The organism is Moorena sp. SIO3H5, assembly GCF_010692395.1.
Taxonomy (GTDB): Bacteria; Cyanobacteriota; Cyanobacteriia; order Cyanobacteriales; family Coleofasciculaceae; genus Moorena.
In genome coordinates, this window is record NZ_JAAHHS010000146.1 from 1 (window position 1) to 16,830 (window position 16,830).

Annotated in this window: 11 protein-coding genes; 5 read left to right on the forward strand and 6 right to left on the reverse strand. The window is 42.9% G+C overall.

What is annotated here, in order from left to right; genetic code table 11:
• Positions 1-434: translation elongation factor Ts (gene tsf / locus F6K52_RS17105; protein WP_293079733.1), on the forward strand; the 434-nt coding region annotated here is incomplete at its 5' end.
• Positions 435-752: 318 nt separating this feature from the next.
• Here tsf and F6K52_RS17110 read toward each other — a convergent pair.
• The 5 genes from F6K52_RS17110 to F6K52_RS17130 all read right to left on the reverse strand — a co-directional run bounded on the left by F6K52_RS17110 (position 753) and on the right by F6K52_RS17130 (position 12,966).
• Positions 753-1,124: a DUF4351 domain-containing protein gene (locus F6K52_RS17110; protein WP_293079737.1), complete on the reverse strand. Its 372-nt coding sequence runs from the start codon at positions 1,122-1,124 to the stop codon at positions 753-755.
• 443 nt (positions 1,125-1,567) lie between these two features.
• The gene (locus tag F6K52_RS17115; protein WP_293079740.1) at positions 1,568-4,600 is read right to left on the reverse strand and encodes a caspase family protein; all 3,033 of its coding nucleotides are present in this window, start codon (positions 4,598-4,600) and stop codon (positions 1,568-1,570) included.
• A gap of 255 nt (positions 4,601-4,855) precedes the next feature.
• Positions 4,856-8,572 (reverse strand): caspase family protein, encoded by a 3,717-nt coding sequence (locus F6K52_RS17120; RefSeq protein WP_293079743.1) that lies wholly within the window; start codon positions 8,570-8,572, stop codon positions 4,856-4,858.
• A gap of 298 nt (positions 8,573-8,870) precedes the next feature.
• Positions 8,871-9,125 carry a hypothetical protein gene (locus tag F6K52_RS17125; RefSeq protein WP_293079746.1) on the reverse strand — a complete coding sequence of 85 codons (255 nt, stop codon included), beginning with the start codon at positions 9,123-9,125 and terminating at the stop codon, positions 8,871-8,873.
• Positions 9,126-9,396: 271 nt separating this feature from the next.
• Positions 9,397-12,966: an NB-ARC domain-containing protein gene (locus F6K52_RS17130; RefSeq protein ID WP_293079749.1), complete on the reverse strand. Its 3,570-nt coding sequence runs from the start codon at positions 12,964-12,966 to the stop codon at positions 9,397-9,399.
• Between the two features lie 13 nt (positions 12,967-12,979).
• Between F6K52_RS17130 and F6K52_RS17135 the strand changes: the two genes are divergently transcribed.
• The 4 genes from F6K52_RS17135 (at position 12,980) to F6K52_RS17150 (ending at position 16,183) form a co-directional block, all read left to right on the forward strand.
• The gene (locus F6K52_RS17135) at positions 12,980-13,186 is read left to right on the forward strand and encodes a hypothetical protein (RefSeq protein WP_293079752.1); all 207 of its coding nucleotides are present in this window, start codon (positions 12,980-12,982) and stop codon (positions 13,184-13,186) included.
• Between the two features lie 271 nt (positions 13,187-13,457).
• On the forward strand, positions 13,458-14,186 hold the full coding sequence (locus F6K52_RS17140) for a helix-turn-helix transcriptional regulator (protein WP_293079755.1): 729 nt from the start codon (positions 13,458-13,460) through the stop codon (positions 14,184-14,186).
• A 240-nt stretch (positions 14,187-14,426) separates the two neighbouring features.
• Positions 14,427-15,197, forward strand: coding sequence for an RNA polymerase sigma factor (locus F6K52_RS17145; RefSeq protein ID WP_293079758.1), 771 nt, complete (start codon positions 14,427-14,429; stop codon positions 15,195-15,197).
• Positions 15,167-16,183 (forward strand): tetratricopeptide repeat protein, encoded by a 1,017-nt coding sequence (locus F6K52_RS17150; RefSeq protein ID WP_293079761.1) that lies wholly within the window; start codon positions 15,167-15,169, stop codon positions 16,181-16,183. The genes F6K52_RS17145 and F6K52_RS17150 overlap by 31 nt, the downstream gene beginning before the upstream one ends.
• Before the next feature lie 409 nt (positions 16,184-16,592).
• Here the strand turns inward: F6K52_RS17150 and F6K52_RS17155 are convergent.
• The coding region (locus tag F6K52_RS17155) for a hypothetical protein (RefSeq protein WP_293079764.1) at positions 16,593-16,830 on the reverse strand (238 nt) is incomplete at its 5' end.

The following is a 16,830-nucleotide window of genomic DNA, read 5'->3' on the forward strand; positions in this document are numbered from 1 at the left end:
TCGTAGAAATTAACTGCGAGACCGATTTTGTTGCCCGACGCGACGAGTTCCAGACCCTAGTCAAGAACGTCGCCATGCAAATAGCAGCTTGCCCTAACGTTGAATACGTTAAGGTCGATGACATCCCTCAAGAGATTGTTCAAAAAGAAAAAGACATTGAAATGGGTAGGGATGACCTAGGCAAAAAGCCAGAAAACATCAAAGAGAAAATTGTTCAGGGTAGGATTGACAAACGCCTTAAAGAACTCTCGTTGATGGATCAACCTTACATTCGTGATCAAAGCATCACAGTGGAAGAATTAGTCAAGCAATGTATTGGCCAGTTGGGTGAAAACATCCAAGTGCGTCGCTTCACTCGCTACGTCTTGGGTGAAGGTATAGAAAAAGAAGAAACCAACTTTGCTGAAGAAGTTGCTGCCCAGATGGGTTCTTAAACTGAAGCTTACCTTTGAGCTTCACCCAAGATCTTGATCAACACGCTTCACTGATTTCGGAGATAGGGAAGATCAGCTAGTTTAGCAGGAGCCTCACACCATAATCTTTGATTTGGTTTGAGAGGAATGCGCGGTTCCACCCGGGGGTTCAATGCCCCCGTATGGAACCAATCACAACGCTTTCACAGGCAAGTCGTCATATCGCCCTGATCGCTCCAAGGGCAGACTTTATCTAACCAGGTGTTCAAGGCATTTTAAAGTTGGGAGTTTTTTTCACAGCATTTCTAGAGTATGAGTGGTATCAACTCCATGTGATCATTATTGGTCTACCCGTGACAACCAGCTCAACAAATCTTCCCAACTATTCAACTCAAAAATAATATCTGTTAACCCTTCCAAATTTGACAAAGACAAACCTTCAACTAAGCTGTTGATTTCCTCAGTCATTTCTGGGAATCGTTTTTTCAGCAGACGCATGACCAAAATCTGTGCCTCAGTGATGCGACCTTCAGCATTCACTTCCTGATAAAATTTGGTCTGTTTCCATTCAGTAAGTCCAAACATCGCTTCTAATTCCCTCCAGGGACGTTCAGGAAATTTATAGACTAAGGCTTGTTCTATTAATTCTATCGCATTTCTTTGCTGTGCTACTGGTAGGGCTCTCGCTATGATAAACGCTATATGTACCAAAAGTTTTTAAGAGGCGTTCGCTAGCCAACGCCCTTCGGGCTAATCGCATAAGCGCGGAAGCTGAGGCCTTTGGCCACGCTACGCGTTCGCTAGCCAACGCCCTTCGGGCTAATCGCATAAGCGCGGAAGCTGAGGCCTTTGGCCACGCTACGCGAACGCGTAGCGTGACATGCAGATCAATCGCACTGTTCTACCCATATTTGACAAAGAACTGTTTCTAGTGTTATAAAATTTTATCTTCTGCAACTACTTATTTACATCCTCACAGAGATGGCGATCGCTCACATTAGAGTTATTCTTCAGATAGTCACAAACGCGATCACTCCTTTTTAATCCTGAGTGATTCATCGCCTTAACTGCTCGTCTCAAACAGACAAGCACTCTGTGGATAAAAGTCTTGTCTTCTAATTCGTGATAGCCTTGAATACCTAGTTAGTGTTCTGCTAATTGATCAAAGAGCTTTCAAAACGAGCATCAAATTTCTCTAAAAGCTTGTTCATTGGGTATGTTGAAATATCATTTGTATCCTGCCCCTCCTGATTGCATTTGCCTCCGTTTGGTAATCTCTCAGGTTTGTCACTGTCATATTTCCAAGACCATCCTAATCCAACAGCCATGACTTTACCACCGTTCGATACAAACTGCTCAATTGTTTTAAGTTCATCATTTTCCAGATTGCCCCATGCATTTCCAATTATGAGAATATTGGCTTCTTTGAGTTTTGTGCTGTTAATAGGTGCAGAAATATCCTCGAGCTCATACTCCCATTGTTTAAGGTTTGGGGCTAGGTTGGAATAAGTCAAAAACTCACAATGACCTGTTGAGATTAATACTTTTTTATTCCCATTAATTCCATTGAGAAAGTTAAGCAATACAAATAGCAATACACTATTATCGTTATTTTTTAAAATAGCATCATGTTCAATCGCTAATACTTTCCCATTATTATACTTTCGTGACATGGCAAATACCTGACTTTTTTCTTCCAACAGAGTTGTCCAAGGGGCTTCATTGAGTGCTTTCAACTCTCCAAGAGTAACTGAATTGTTTTTATTATTCGGTTTAATATTCAATACAGTATTGATGGAAAATTCTCTTAGTACTTTGATAGAGTCGTTTTGGAATTGCTGAGATGCTTCTTCGAGTTTCCGAAACTCATTAAAACCAAATATGGTCAATCCACTCAGAGCCAGAATCACGAGGGTTACAGAGCCAATTAAGCAACGGCTATCATTTCGCCTTCTTTGCAGACTACGCTGCACAAACTCAGCTTCTACTTGGTTAAGCCAGTTATCATCGGATAAAGATACCTTTTTCAACAAATCCAGACGAGGGTTACCATGCCAAAGAAACCTTGCCTTTTGCTGGCTTTTCCACTCCTCAGCTGCGGTCGTCAACCGCCGTTGTACAAGTAAATTTTCCTCATCCTCTTGCTTCCACAACAACAACTTTTGCCAACCCCGCACCAAAGCATCATGGCCTGGTTCCACATAGGGTTTACCTTCAGCATCTTTTCCTTTGACCAGTAACCGTGCATTCGTAAAGCGCTCAATTACTTCCTTAACCAAACTATTTTTCTCAGGCGGATATTCCAATTCTGATAAAGGTACCCGCCTACGGGCTAACTCACCCCCAGTAAGGGCTAGCATCCGCAGCATCACATGACGGATAACTTGGTCATAAGCTGGATTTTCTTGAACTAGCGCTTGATACTCGAGATCAGCCCTTTGAGTGAGTGATTGCATTACTCCCCCCAATTCCTGATAATCTGCTTGAGTCAAGGCTCGATCAATAGTGATTCCTCTATATTGTGCCTCCCGTTGTCGCTTTAAATACTTGAGATAGAGTTCGCTCAAGGCAAAAGAAAGCAGGGGCAATGCTCCAGGCATATCCACCACTTCATCAATCAATTGTTCTACTAGTTCGTGGGGCTGAAAATACATTACCCGTGCTTCTGCCGGTTTCTCAATTGCGTCTCGCAGTTCCCTTCGTGTCATGGCTGGTACGATAAATCGTCCGCTGTGCCAACGATTTTTAAGCATAGTGTTTACCCGGTTATAGTCTGTGGGAACAAACTTTATGCCAGCATCTCTGACTTGGGTTTCAAAGTCAGAACGTAGGGATAGTACTACCCGTAATTGATCCCGATGGGCATTTATGGCTTTGAGTATCTGTTGGAAAAACTCCTTGCGCTCATCTTCGTTTTGACAGAGTGTAATAATTTCTTCACTTTGGTCAATAAACAGTAATAACTTAGAGTTGGGGTTATCTTTCGCCCAAACATCAATTGTCCGAGCCAGGTTATGCCGGGGGTTTCGTGGCTCTACCCTTGGTAACTTAGCATTACATAGCACATTATTTAAGGGTTGGAAGAGCGTCTTACTAACACGGATGGATGGCAAAATACACCATTTATTCTCGGTATTATCTTGCCGTAGCTTCGGAATTAATCCTGCCTTAACCAAGCTAGATTTACCGGAACCAGAAGCACCCAACACCACTGTCAGGGGATTAGCTTTGACAAAATATTCTAACTTTTCTACTAGTTCAGTTCTACCGAAAAACAGTGAACTGTGTTTCTCGTCAAAAGACTTTAAACCGCGATAGGGATTTTGTGACTCATCCAAAGGTGGTGCTGGTGGTAAATTAAGTTCATGTCCGGGAGAAAGAAAGATATATTCTCCCTTATCGTGCTTATTTAAACACCAAATACCAGGGGTTTGTCGCTGATGGTATTTTTCTGTGGTAATTTCAATTCTATCCCGTAAATGTAAATATAATTCTGTGGCTGTAATTACCCCATCTCCAGCCGGTTTACCATTCGTAGCAGGAGGATAGCTATCTGCTGCACCTTCGAGAGCGTTTAATAATGCACTAGCAAAAGGGGAATGATTACCGACTTGACCGCGTACGCTATCTAAATTAAAGTTATCTAAAGCCTTTTGATCACAGGCTGAGGAAGTAATAATTTGCCATGCCGGATCAGTAATAAAATGTTTGTATCGTTCTTGGTAAATCGGTTCTGGCGACGTTAATAAATCCCTGGTACTCGACCATTTAAAAGCACCAGCAAAACAACAATCTAGAATCCCCAAAAAATGACGACAGGGTAATTGAATTAAAGCATCGTGTAACTTTGTCATAGACAGATAACTATTAGTATCCCCTAGTTTGGCATCTTGAGGAATTAAGTAACCAGCCGGGCCATCATCCCCATTGAGAGCGACTCCATGACCAGCAAAGTAAAATAATAAGCGATCATTTTCAGTGACTTGTTCGGGCAAGGTTTTGTCTAAAAATTTATTTAAGTTAGTGAGGCTGGCAATTTCGTCTAAGCATACCCAGACTTGATAACCATGCTTTTGGCGCAGAATTTCAACTAGTTTTTTGGCATCGTTTACGGCAGTGTTCAGGGGAGAAATACCGTTTATGTAGTTATTGATACCGATGATAAATGCGAGATTTCGGTAGAACATATTATGCTAAAATCACTTATAAATATAACTTTCACAATAGTGATTGAAAGGATTTTATTTTGGCAAATATATAGTTTTATATGGGCAGTATAATAATGCTCATCTAGCTTAATCTCATCTAGGTGAATGGTGTATAGTATTACTAAACTAGTATACTCCCTAATTTACTCTTCAATAAAATCTGTTAAATTTACGCATAATTTATGGTTTTTGTAAAAAAAATTTACATATTGAGTTTGCAGACAACTCCTAGTGTCATTGACCTAGATTCTCGCTTGGTTGAGATTGATTACTAGGTTCGGTATTATTGGATGGCTTTAATGCTAGCCAACCTAGAATAGCAGCGACTAATACCCCAACCACCCCAATCATCAACCATTTCAGTGGTTTGTTTTCTGAAGAATTATTAGTACTATTATTAACCACAGGATTTGCCACAGTAGTAGTTTTACCTGCAAAATCAGAGTTATTTTTTAGGGCTTTAATCACCGCCTGAGAAAACGCAGTTAACCCCACCGGTTCAGTAAAGTAAACGAAGTGATCGCAGCCGATTTCCTGGATTTGTGGTTGTGGAGTCCGGTTTGAAGCTACGCTTTTTATACTTTGTACTGTAACAGCGATATCATTTGGTTGCTCAAAGAAAGCCATAGCTAAAGCTTTATCAAATAACGTCTGCATTAGTCGTTGCAAGAGACTAGACGTTTGATTGGCTTCTGCTTTCAGGGCGCCAGGAATAATAGATGTATTACCAGCAATAATTGAGTAAGGTACTTTGGGGTCGGGACTTGCTGCTAATTGTTCCAAGAACTCAGAACCGGGATGCATCTGGTCTAGGGAAATATCAATAGTTTCAATCTCATCAGCAAATTGGTTAATAGCCTTAAGCAAAATCCCCATCACTGGTGCTGGCCAAGTAAATTCTGACAGCCCATTTAACCCGATACTTAAGGTAGCTAACGCCCAATCTTGAACCGTAAACCAAGGGCAACCAGCATTGGGTGTACCTAGCATAATTAAATGCCCAACCACCTGATTACCTCCTTCTCGTTCAATAAACCAACGAGAAACCAACCCTCCCATGGAGTAGGCGACAATGTGAAAAATTTTACCGTGGTTCTGCCCTAACCCTACAGCTTGTAGTCTCTGCTTCAGCAATTTAGCATTCTCTACAATTGAGGTATTTAAATTCTCATAATCATAGGTGAGTACCAGATCATACAGTTCAGCCAGGGGTTTTTCTGTTCCATCCACCTCAACCTGGGCGGAGCGAAGACTCGGCAGCAAGCTCTTGGTATTGCCAATAATACCGTGTATGTAGAGGACTATGCGTTGGGCTTGGGCAACCCGCGACTTGACTTGTTCAACCTCTCTTGTATAGTTGACTGTATAGTTGACCACGCCAGAAACAGTGACATCCGCTGCTGCCAAAATTGGGTAATTAAACTCTAGCCCCAGTTGTTGAGACACTACTTTTTGGAAGAAAATTCGGATCGAACCCCCCAAGCTGCGGCTACCTTCAGTAATTGGTTCTGTTAACCGTTCCAGTAAAATCTCCGTTTTGCCCTCCGGGGTAGACCGAGCCCGTCCCAAAGGCAGGAAAAACTCCCCATCGTAGCTAATAGGTAACAGTTGTTCATTAGAAGCAAGGGGTCGATCAACAATAACTTTCAGGGGATTTTTCGGTGTAACGGCTGACGGATTTTCCACCTCAGTTAATTCCAGCGCGCTTAAACCAGGATCCGTTCCCCGACTGCTAGTAAACTCAAAGGACTCAATGCCCGGATGGTCCTCCCGCAGTATCGGTGGTAACATATGATTACCTAAATCCCTGGTTGATTGGGTGAGAGTGGTTAGACGTGCCTTAGCTCTCAATTCGGAATGGGCGTATAGGGTCAAACCTACTCCCAGAAAGACATAGTCGTCCCCTCTGGGAATTTGAGTAGTGTGTAGAGGACGCACGGTAGTAATGCTAATTTGGCTAGTTAACCAGTCATCATAGATTTCATCGTCTTCTGGTCTGCTGGGGAGGTCACGAGCTGGAATCCTTTGCATCAAGCGGTTGAGGGTACCATTACCGCGATGGGGTGTAGGCACGGGACGTTGAGGTAGGTCAAGTTGTGGTTGTTCGAGCAAAGTGGCATCAAATTCCGTCGAGCAGACAATCAGTTTGAGAATATCTTTAACTTCCGTAATCCCCGCTTCTTGCCATAGTTGTTGGGGAACCGTAGGACAAATCGGATTTCCGCGATTAACCCAGACTTGATCTCCCTCTTGCCCCCTTGGTTGCAGCAAAATTCCGCCCCCATCTAACAACTCAGCTGAGACGGCGTAACGGTCGGTTAAATCGAGCAGAGCGCAATAAAGCGGCTCATTACTAGTGTTTTTCAGCTTAATTTTCAATGTGGGCGATCGCCATGTGCCATTTTCCTGTTGGTATTCCAGGCGAAGGTCAGTATCTAGCAACTGTTGCCCATCCTGCTGGTAAATCAGCATTTCCAGGGCATCGGGGCGAATGCGGCTGGTAGCTGGGCTGGCAAGTTCAGCGATAGTCATCCAACGGGTGATATGTTCTAATCGCTGAATTGCCTGCAAGGCAGTGGCATCGCTGTAACCTGAAATGGCAGCCACTAGAGGACGGTCATCCGCTGGTCGTGTAATTAAATAGTTACCGTCACGAGCCAGTAATTTCAACTCGGCAGCTTCAGGGGTTGCCACTTCCCGAACATACAGGGAAGGCTGATTGTGACCAGTGTTGAGCAGGGTGGTACGGGCTAATTCTACACCAGCTGGTTCTCCTGACAATAAAACCCCTTTCGGTGGCAGGGGCAGACTAGTGATTACTGCTTTCCAGGTCATTTCGGGATCTAAATCCCCAATACCACTAATTTGAATTTGACTCAGCTGCGGCATTACTTCGACAATTTTTGCCTCACCTACTGCGGTTGAGAGTTGGTGAAGTTCCTCTGTGGGGGTGTCAAAGGGAAACAAGGCCAGTATTGTGGTCTCATTCCCAACAGGTTGAGAAATGCCGTGAACCGCACCACCATCAATCACCCAGTCGTGGTTTTTGTCATAGCAGACAGTAAAGTAGGGTGTACGGTTAGCGATCGCACCGCCGAGAAAAGGTTGGTCTAAATCACTCAACTCCGTAGCTTCGATTTGGGGAGATTGGGCGTCGATCTTACTGCGGACTAGGGCATTGACACGCTTGAATAAATCCCGATAAGTCAGGCTGCCATTGGCTTTCTTCAAGGTATCCAGCAAAAAGTGAGAAAACGCACCTCTTGGTTGCCCATTGTTGTTGTATTCTTTGGCCGTCTCACTATCTCGACAAGCGGCTAGGACGATATGTTTTCCTGTGGGGAAACTCCAACCACTAGGATTTTTTTCCGGGCTGAGGCCAGCTGATAATTTGTCAGTTTCACTCAAGGAAAAAATAAAACTATCCCAGGGTCGCTGGCGTTTGTCGGTGGAAGTTTTGCGAATTGCTGTTTCTGCTTCTAGTCCGCCACGGGTGGCAGAACCGGAGTGACAGCAGTCTAAAATAATAACAGTGTGGGGGTTGTTCTGGTCTACCTCAGAAATTAGCTTGGCTAACTCCTTATCTGCCAAGTCCCAACCCCCCTCCGTGCGACTGTCATAACAGACTAGAGTTTCATCCAATCGGTCTGGCTCTATTGTCCAAAACTCTTGTGGGGCTTGCTCTTGAGAACCATGTCCCGCGTAGTAAAAGAAGGCTACATCTTCACGGCTAGCTTGACACAAATGCTGCCTAAAACCATCAATAACTGCCTGACGGGTAGCATCTTGATTCAAGAGTTTGCGGATGTGCAGTTTATCTCCATCTGTAGCGACCCGCCCTTGCAAATATTCCTGTATTTCTAGGATGTCATTGACACAACCATTCAAAGAAGGAACAGGACTGGGATATTCATCAATACCTACCAGCAGCGCATAGATATTATCGGTCATAATCGTCGAAGATTTCCCCTAGGTGAGTTGGTGAATTCGTAAGCTTTCAGCTTATGCGCTACGCGCACGCTACGCGAACAGCTTATGCGCTACACGCACCCGTGCGCCTTCAGCTAAAGGTCTTGGCCTATGGCCACGCTTAGGGAATGGCCACGCTTCGCGGATAGCTTATGTGCTACGCCAACAGCTTTTGAATAAAATCAGCTGAAAACTGACCACTGAGCACTGAGCACTGACCGCTGACTGCTGAATGCTTACGTCAATTCTCACCAAAGAGCCAAAGAATATAAATTCTCGATTATAAACCTCTATCTGTTTTTCCTGGAGAACGGGAACTAGTAGTTATATTAGATTCTGGTGCAGTAGTTTCTTTAGTGTCTTGATTATCTGTTTCGACCTTTTCATCACTCGATCCAGCTTTTACTTCAGTTTTTTCAGGAGTTTTTACTGTTTCCTGAGAGTCGGAGCGAGCCTCCCCTAAGGGGTTAGTATCGCCAAATGTATTTTCTACTACTTGGTCTTCAGTATTTTTGTTAGGTTTTGTATTTTCCATAGCCACTTTTATGAGCACCAATTGTTATGATACAGAGCAAGGGCAAGACTCAATAAATTCTTCTTAAAAAGAGTGATAAATCAGCATAATAGTGCATATAATTAAGGCTTACTATGGTCATAACCCTTGATCTAAATCACATTTGGGTATATCACATTTTGGCTTAATTTTTTTTGCCCTTAGCTTGCTTTATTATAATAAAGCATCTTTCTATAATAGCTTATTATAAGCTTATTTGTCAAGGTAGCTAGAACCATCGCGGTGCGATGCTTCACTCTTTCTCTACTGCACCTAAAGCTTTTAACGTGTTTTTCTGAGGTTTGGTTAAACCAATGGCGTTTTTAATATTCATCCCTTCATAGGGTCGATCCATTCTCAGGGTTTTTATACATTCACCAGTGTCAAGATTCCAAAGCTTAATGGTTTCATCTTCGCTGCTACTCACTAACACAGGACGATTAGGACTAAAGGCAATTGACCGGACGGCTTTGTGGTGTCCCTGAAATCGTTTGAGAACAGTACCTGTACTGATATCCCACAGTTGAACAGTCTGGTCATCACTGCCACTGGCTAAACTCTTGCCATCTGGACTAAAGGCAATGGTTCTGACTCTAGATGTGTGACCTGATAAGGTTTGTAGACATTGCCCCGTCTCAACATCCCACAGTTTAATCGTCTGGTCTCCACTGGCACTCGCCAGCAGATTGGCACCGGGACTGAACACAACCGATAAAACCCAATCCTCGTGACCTGGCAATGTTTGTAGACAGGTTCCCGTAGTGACATCCCAAAGTTTGATACTGTTGTCATGGCTACCACTGGCTAGGATTTTACCGCAGGGACTGAAACTAATGGTTTTGACATGCTGAACATGCCCTTCTAAGGTGTGCAGACATTCTCCCGTATGCCAATCCCAAAGCTTTACGGTTTGGTCACGACTGGCACTGGCTAAAATTTCTCCCTCTGGACTGAAGCTGACCCCATGCACCCAACTATCGTGTCCCCACAGTGTTTGCAAACACTCTCCTGTATTTGCATCCCAAAGTTTGATAGTTGTGTCGTCGCTGCTACTGGCCAGAATCTGATGGTCTTTGGGAGCAAAGGTAACGGATGAGACCAGATTAGTATGTCCTGACAAGGTTTGTAGACATTGCCCCGTCTCAATATCCCACAATCTTACCCGTTGGTCTTCGCTGCTACTGGCCAACATTTGACCATCTGGACTAAACGCAACGGATAAGATCCAATTACTATACCCCTCCACTGTTCTTAAACATTGTCCGGTGTGGATATCCCATAACTTCATGGTTTGGTTTTCACTCACACTCAGCAAGGTTTGACCATCCCGATTAACAGCAACCAACCAAATCCGTGAAGGGTAGCTATTACCTACAGGGGAATTGCGATACTCGTGGAACGTTTGCAGACATTTCCCAGTTTCCACCTCCCAGATTTTAACCGTTGTATCCTCACTACCGGTCACCAGTGTTTTACCATCTGGGCTGAAAGCCACTGACCACACATGACTGTTGTAGTCTGGTAAGGTTTTGATACACTCACCACTGGCTAAATCCCAAAATTTTACCGTTGTGCCATCACTTCCAGTTGCCAATGTTTCTCCGTCTGGGCTAAGGGCAATCGATAATCTCCAATTGATTGGGATTTCTAGGACTTGCAGGCAAGAACCAGTGTTGACATCCCAGACTCTCACCGTTTGGTCTTCACTCCCAGTGACCAACCTTTGTCCATTGGGGGTGAAGGTAGTAAAAAATACCGGATTGCTATGGCCTGACAAGGTTTGCAGACATTTTCCGGTGTGGACATTCCACAGCTTTACCGTTTGGTCATGGCTACCACTGGCTAAAATTTCTCCCTCTGGACTAAACCCTAGGGATTGCACCCAACTGGTATGACCTCGCAGTGTTTTCAGACATTGCCCAGTCTGGACATTCCACAACCTGATCGTTTGGTCGTTACTACCACTAGCTAAAATTTCGACCTCTGGACTAATAGCCAGGCATTGCACCCAAGCTGTGTGACCATTGTAGGTAATAATGTGTTTGATATTGGCAACGTCCCACAACCAAATATCATTATCAACACTAGTTGCCAGGAGTTTCCCATCTGGGCTAAAGGTCGCTGATAAAACCCCCCCTAAGGTGCGAGTCAAAGCTGACTTACTTAAATCGGCATTGGCGAAGTTGACTCCATGCAGATTCATCCCCTGTAGGTAAGCTTGCCAAACCGTCAAATTAGAAAAATCATAGCCACTCAGGTCAAGATTAAGCTGCCAGAGTAAATTCAGAACATTCCCCCCGGCATATCCTGGTTTTCGAGGGGGAAAAGACTTCAGTTTTGATAAAATTTGATTCAAATAGTTTTGGACATTTTCTGGGAGACCAAGCAAGTTTAGTAGTTGCTCGGTAATGGGTTTTAGAATCAGCTGAATTTGGGCATTTCTCAGATAATCTTTGGCTTGGGCTTTGATTAAAGCACAGCGCTCCAATAGTGCTATTTCTCCCGTTTGAATTTCTTGAAAAATCTGTTCAATTAAGCGATCGCTTACATACTCCATCACCACAGGTTGTTGAGTAAATTTTCCCGAAGTCTTCTCAATCAGTGACCGCAATTGTAGAGATTCTAAGGTTTCTAATAAATGTTTGAATGAAACCGCCGGAATAATGTCCCCTTGTAGCTCCTTAAATGAAACCCATTCTCGATTAATGGTCAGCCAGTACATCACCTGTTGTTCTAACGTTGACAATCGATTAAACTGCTGATCCAGTAAATCGGAAATATCACCAAAGACAATAGTGCCTTCTTCTAAAAACTGAGCCACATTGCCGTCAAACAACTCATAAATTGTGGTGGCAACAATCTTCAAGGCTAAAGGATTGCCACCATAAAACTTTACCAATGATTGACATTCGTCTTTTGAGACAGAAAAGCCTTTTTCGGCCAGAATTTTCTCCCCTTCTCCCTCGGTTAAGCCAGGTAACCTCAGGGAACGAATGGGAGCGTTGACACCTTCTTTATTTCTAATTTCTCTCGGTTTCTCCCGAGTGGTCAACACCAGACAACTTTGATGGTTAGTCTCGCCCCAGCGTCTGAGGAGCTGCCCATAGCCTTCATATCCTGGGCGATAGGCTCCTGCCCGTTGGTCAGGGGATAGAATTGACTCTACATTATCTAAGACGAACAAACAACGCTCTGCCCGCAGATAGTCAATTAAACAGGATAGTTTACCATCTAAGTTTTCGGGTAAAGTGGTTTGTTGCTGATGGGACAAAAACCCAATCAGGTCGGTCAAAAGCTCGTGAATGGGTGGGGCATTACGCAAACTTCGCCAAATCAGGTACTCAAATTCCGATTGTAGAAGCTGGGCTAACTTCACAGACAAAGTTGTTTTACCAATTCCACCCATGCCAATTAAGGTAATCAGTCGGCAATGGTCATTAATAATCCATTGTTTGAGTGTGGCTAATTCTTCCTTGCGCCCGTAGAAATTGGTAACATCAATTGCTTCTCCCAAGTCTTGGCGTTTGCTAGAGGTTGTGATCTGTGGGTTTTGATCTACAGCCTGGGATGGCGGATCATCTACAGCCTGGGATGGCAGGTCAACATCTAAATAGGCAATGGCTCTCCATTCCAGTGCCAATTTATGACAAATTTCTTCAAAAGTAATATAGTCAACGGGTTTACCGGTCAGGAAGTTGCTGACTGTGGCTAAGGCAAACCCCACATCTTCAGCCAAAGCCCTCTGGCTGCGAAAACCGTTACGTCTGACTGCCAGTTTAACTTGTTCAATGCACTCGTGACGGACTTTGAGCGACCTGGGCATGGCTGATGGGATCATGACTGTCGGAATTATACCATTTACACAGGAAAAGTCAGTCACAAGTCAGTCACAAGTCAGATTATCTCAGGCGGTAAGTCAGTATGCAGTGGGGTTTGATGAATATATAGCAAAAGGCATGCTAGCAATAGACATGCTAGCAATAGCGATGGAGTCGGCCAAAGAGGAAAGTACCTCACCCAATTTAAAACCGCTATATATTTGACTAATTTTAGTCTAAAAAAAACATGAATGTACTTTATAAAAAACTATTATTACGAACCACATTATGGCTAGTATTGGAAATTTTATTCAACTTGCTTGGACTAGATAACCTAGCTGATTACAGCGAATTTATCTTTGATAATAATTTCAGCAGTGCCAGTGGACTGCTAAAAATCGAAAGAATTTGAGCGCTAAATGGAAAACGGTAAACAACCAATTACTTGATCGATGGCATTTGGAATAATCCAAGTAATTTATAATCACATTTCACCATGACTAATCAACTCCTCTTGACCAAAACCATTGGTATTGATGTTAACCAAGTGGCTGATTTAAGCAGTTATGATTTTCATAAACCGGATAAAAAAATAAATTATGTAAAACACTATTTTAGTTCACCACAATCAATCAAAGCAGAAGCGACTAAAGCCGAAAGCAGTAAGCCCGAGTTAGATTCAGAAGAAGGTTTGCCATTACTGCTCAAAGCAATTCTTGAAGGCTTTGTTGATGGGGTGCTGATTATAACTACTAACCAAGAGTTGTTTCATGCCAATGAGTGTGGACGTCGAATGTGCTCTCAAATCTCTCAAGGTAAGTCACGGATAAATTCTATTCCTGAGCCAATTTGGCGAGTTTGCCAATCATTAATTGATAGTCGTGAGTGGTTTAGCGATCGCAAACTAATTATGGAAGCTGAAATTAACGTGAATAAGTCAGTTGAGTTTCGGGTTAGGGTGAGATGGTTAAAGTTAGACTTATCCCGAGACCCTTATCTGTTAGTCACCCTAGAAGACCAACAGCAATCTACCAAAAATTTCGCTATCACTGATGTTATTAACTATGGGCTAAGTGAACGGGAGCAGGAAGTCTGGTTACTAAAAAAAGCGAACTTTACTTACGAAGAAATTGCCCAGAAGCTATATATCAGCATCAATACGGTTAAGAAGCACCTGAAAAAAATTTACGCTAAACAAAAACAACTGATGGGGTATCAAAATTAATATAGTTTTTTTATCTAGGTTTTAAACACAGTTATTGCTGAAAAAGGCAAGAGGCAAAAGGCAAAAGGCAAAAGGCAAAAGGGGCAAGAAATCCAGATTTTTATTGGACAATAAAAAAAGACCATACAGGTTTACATCTCAAATACAAACGCTATATAGCGTTTTTCATAGCTATGAGGTACACAGAATTGTTTCCCGATTCCCGATTCCCGATTCCCGATTCCCGATTCCCTAAAAAAAATGAAAACAGAACCAAAATTAGACGAGATTAATCTATTAAAACGTATATCTCAAGGGGATCCCACTGCTTTTTGGAAATTATGGCTCCTCAATCAAGACTATCTTTACAGTCGGTGCATAACTTGGATGGGAGGCGATCGCACCAATGCTGAAGAAGCCTTAAGTCTGGCCAGAATCAAGGCGTGGGAGAAACTACCAGACTACGCGGAAACAATTACTAATCCCAAAGCATGGCTAACTAAAATGACTCATAACCTGTGCGTGGATCTGCATCGAAAACGCCACAAAGGTGCAATCGGTATGGAGAGCATTGAAGAAATGGCAGTGGGAGAAAACCAGACATTAGCGTCTAGTGAGTATTCACCTGAGTCAGCTATTCTTCGTCGCGAGTTACGAATGTACATATCCCGTGAAATCAAGGCTCTGTCTCCCCAACTGCGAGAGCCTTTTGTGCTGCATTTTTACCAAGATATACCCTACCCAGACATTGCAAAAAAACTTGCTCTCTCACTGGATAATGTTTACAAACGCATTCAAAAGGGGCGAGCAATTATGGAAAAGCAGTTGAAGCGGTATCTATCAGGAATGGATGATTCTCCCCCTTTGTTAAAAGAGCTTGTAAAGGATGATATTTGTAATAATTTTCAAAATAAAAAAATAGTTATTTTATCTAAAAAACCGACGACAGAGTCCAAGGTTGAAAAAATTAATGATAAAATTAATTATGAGGTGACAGCGATATGTTTAGAAACACTACCCCCTGTTTGGTAACCTTATCCCAGTCTTCAAAAGTCCAGTTAAATGTACAACTGGTATTAGAGAAAAAAAACACCCGAAAACAGCAGAAGTTGAAAACCTTAACTAACTATGTGCAGCAGTATCCCTCTGGATGGAAAAAACGCTTGGAATTGGGTGATTTGCTCTATGAAACTGGAAACTGGGAGCAAGCTGTTAAGGAGTATGACCAAGTTATTCAGCGGCAACCTCAATTAATTCAGGTAAGGTTGAAACTGGGGAAACTTTTACAGTTGATGGGAGAGGTAGCTAAGGCTATTGAGGTTTATGAGAGTGCTTTGCCATTATCCAGTAATGTTGCTACTGGGCATCATATCGGGGGATTGATAGAAGTCTGTCGCCGTCAGCCAGAGAAAGCAGTAAAAGCCTTTGAGACAGCTGCATCTTCTGAGCCAGAAAATCCCTCTCACTGGCTGGCATTGGGACGGGTTGAGATGGAACTGGATCATCCTCACGCTGCTTTGAAGGCTTTTGAGCAAATCTTGTTACTTCAGCCAGATGATATTGTTGCTTTGATTCACAGTTATGATGCACTCCTAATACTGGGGGATTTTCAGTCAGCAGAGTTGAGGTTAAGTCGAGCAGAAGAGTTAGCCCCTGGCGATTACTCAGTTTTAAAACGACGGTTGAGCGAGCGTATCCGAAGGAAATTGGTATTGGGTAAGGAAGGGAAGCAGACTAAAAAGATAGTTAATGCTGTATTGAAACTGGCTCCCTACTCCGCTGATGCTCATAAGTTGCAGGCTGACTATTATCGGTTGCGAGGGGACTCAGCAAAAAGCGTGGCTATATTGAAGCAGTTTACTGAGCAGTATCCAAATAATCCTAATGGTTGGTGTTATTATGCTCGGTGTTTGTCTGAGAGGGGTGAAAAGAAAATGGCGGTTGAAGCTATTCAGAATGCTGATCATATATACCCCAATAATTGGCTAGTTTATGGGCCTTGCTCAATCAAGGAATGAATGGGCAATCATCTGGTTTTGTCAAAGCCCCCTAAATACCCTAAGTTTGGGAAATTTTGATAGTTTTTTTACCCCCAAAATTGGACACAATCATACCCAAACTCAGCAACGTCTTATGTAAGATTTTGAACAAGTCACCCTTTATCACTTTCTTAGTAGGAGAGGGCGAAATAACCTGTAAGCATTCAGCCGTAAAATGAAGTAGTGAATAGTCTTTTAAGTGTTTTGTGGTTACGCACAAAGTGTTTACTTGTGGATTTTTCCATGGGAGTGTTAACCCTAGGATAAGCGATTACACTGATAGTTAAAGAGGTGCGTTACACTTGGTTAGCGCACCCGACAAGATAGGCGATTAGCCCAAAGAGCTAGCGCTTCGCGATTGACTCGCTTGTCACGCTACCCAAACGCACTATTGTAAGAAATTGTTTTGAATCCAAGTTTTTTTATCATTCCATTCTGAGGATTGAATGTATCGAGATACGAGGTCTTCCATATGCTTAATTTGAGCACATTCATCAAGATGAATAGTTTCTGTAAGTTCGACATTTATCCGCTGATATTGTGAATCTCCTAATAACATTTTTGCTTGAAAATTATCTATTATTGATGAACTATCCATGAGGACTGAAAGCAATGGAAATCTAGGA

Coding starts and splice junctions, on each gene's coding strand:
- F6K52_RS17115 (WP_293079740.1), bottom strand. CDS start 4,600: ATGTTCTACCGAAATCTCGCATTTATCATCGGTATCAATAACTACATA.
- F6K52_RS17120 (WP_293079743.1), bottom strand. CDS start 8,572: ATGACCGATAATATCTATGCGCTGCTGGTAGGTATTGATGAATATCCC.
- F6K52_RS17125 (WP_293079746.1), bottom strand. CDS start 9,125: ATGGAAAATACAAAACCTAACAAAAATACTGAAGACCAAGTAGTAGAA.
- F6K52_RS17130 (WP_293079749.1), bottom strand. CDS start 12,966: ATGCCCAGGTCGCTCAAAGTCCGTCACGAGTGCATTGAACAAGTTAAA.
- F6K52_RS17135 (WP_293079752.1), top strand. CDS start 12,980: ATGACTGTCGGAATTATACCATTTACACAGGAAAAGTCAGTCACAAGT.
- F6K52_RS17140 (WP_293079755.1), top strand. CDS start 13,458: ATGACTAATCAACTCCTCTTGACCAAAACCATTGGTATTGATGTTAAC.
- F6K52_RS17145 (WP_293079758.1), top strand. CDS start 14,427: ATGAAAACAGAACCAAAATTAGACGAGATTAATCTATTAAAACGTATA.
- F6K52_RS17150 (WP_293079761.1), top strand. CDS start 15,167: ATGTTTAGAAACACTACCCCCTGTTTGGTAACCTTATCCCAGTCTTCA.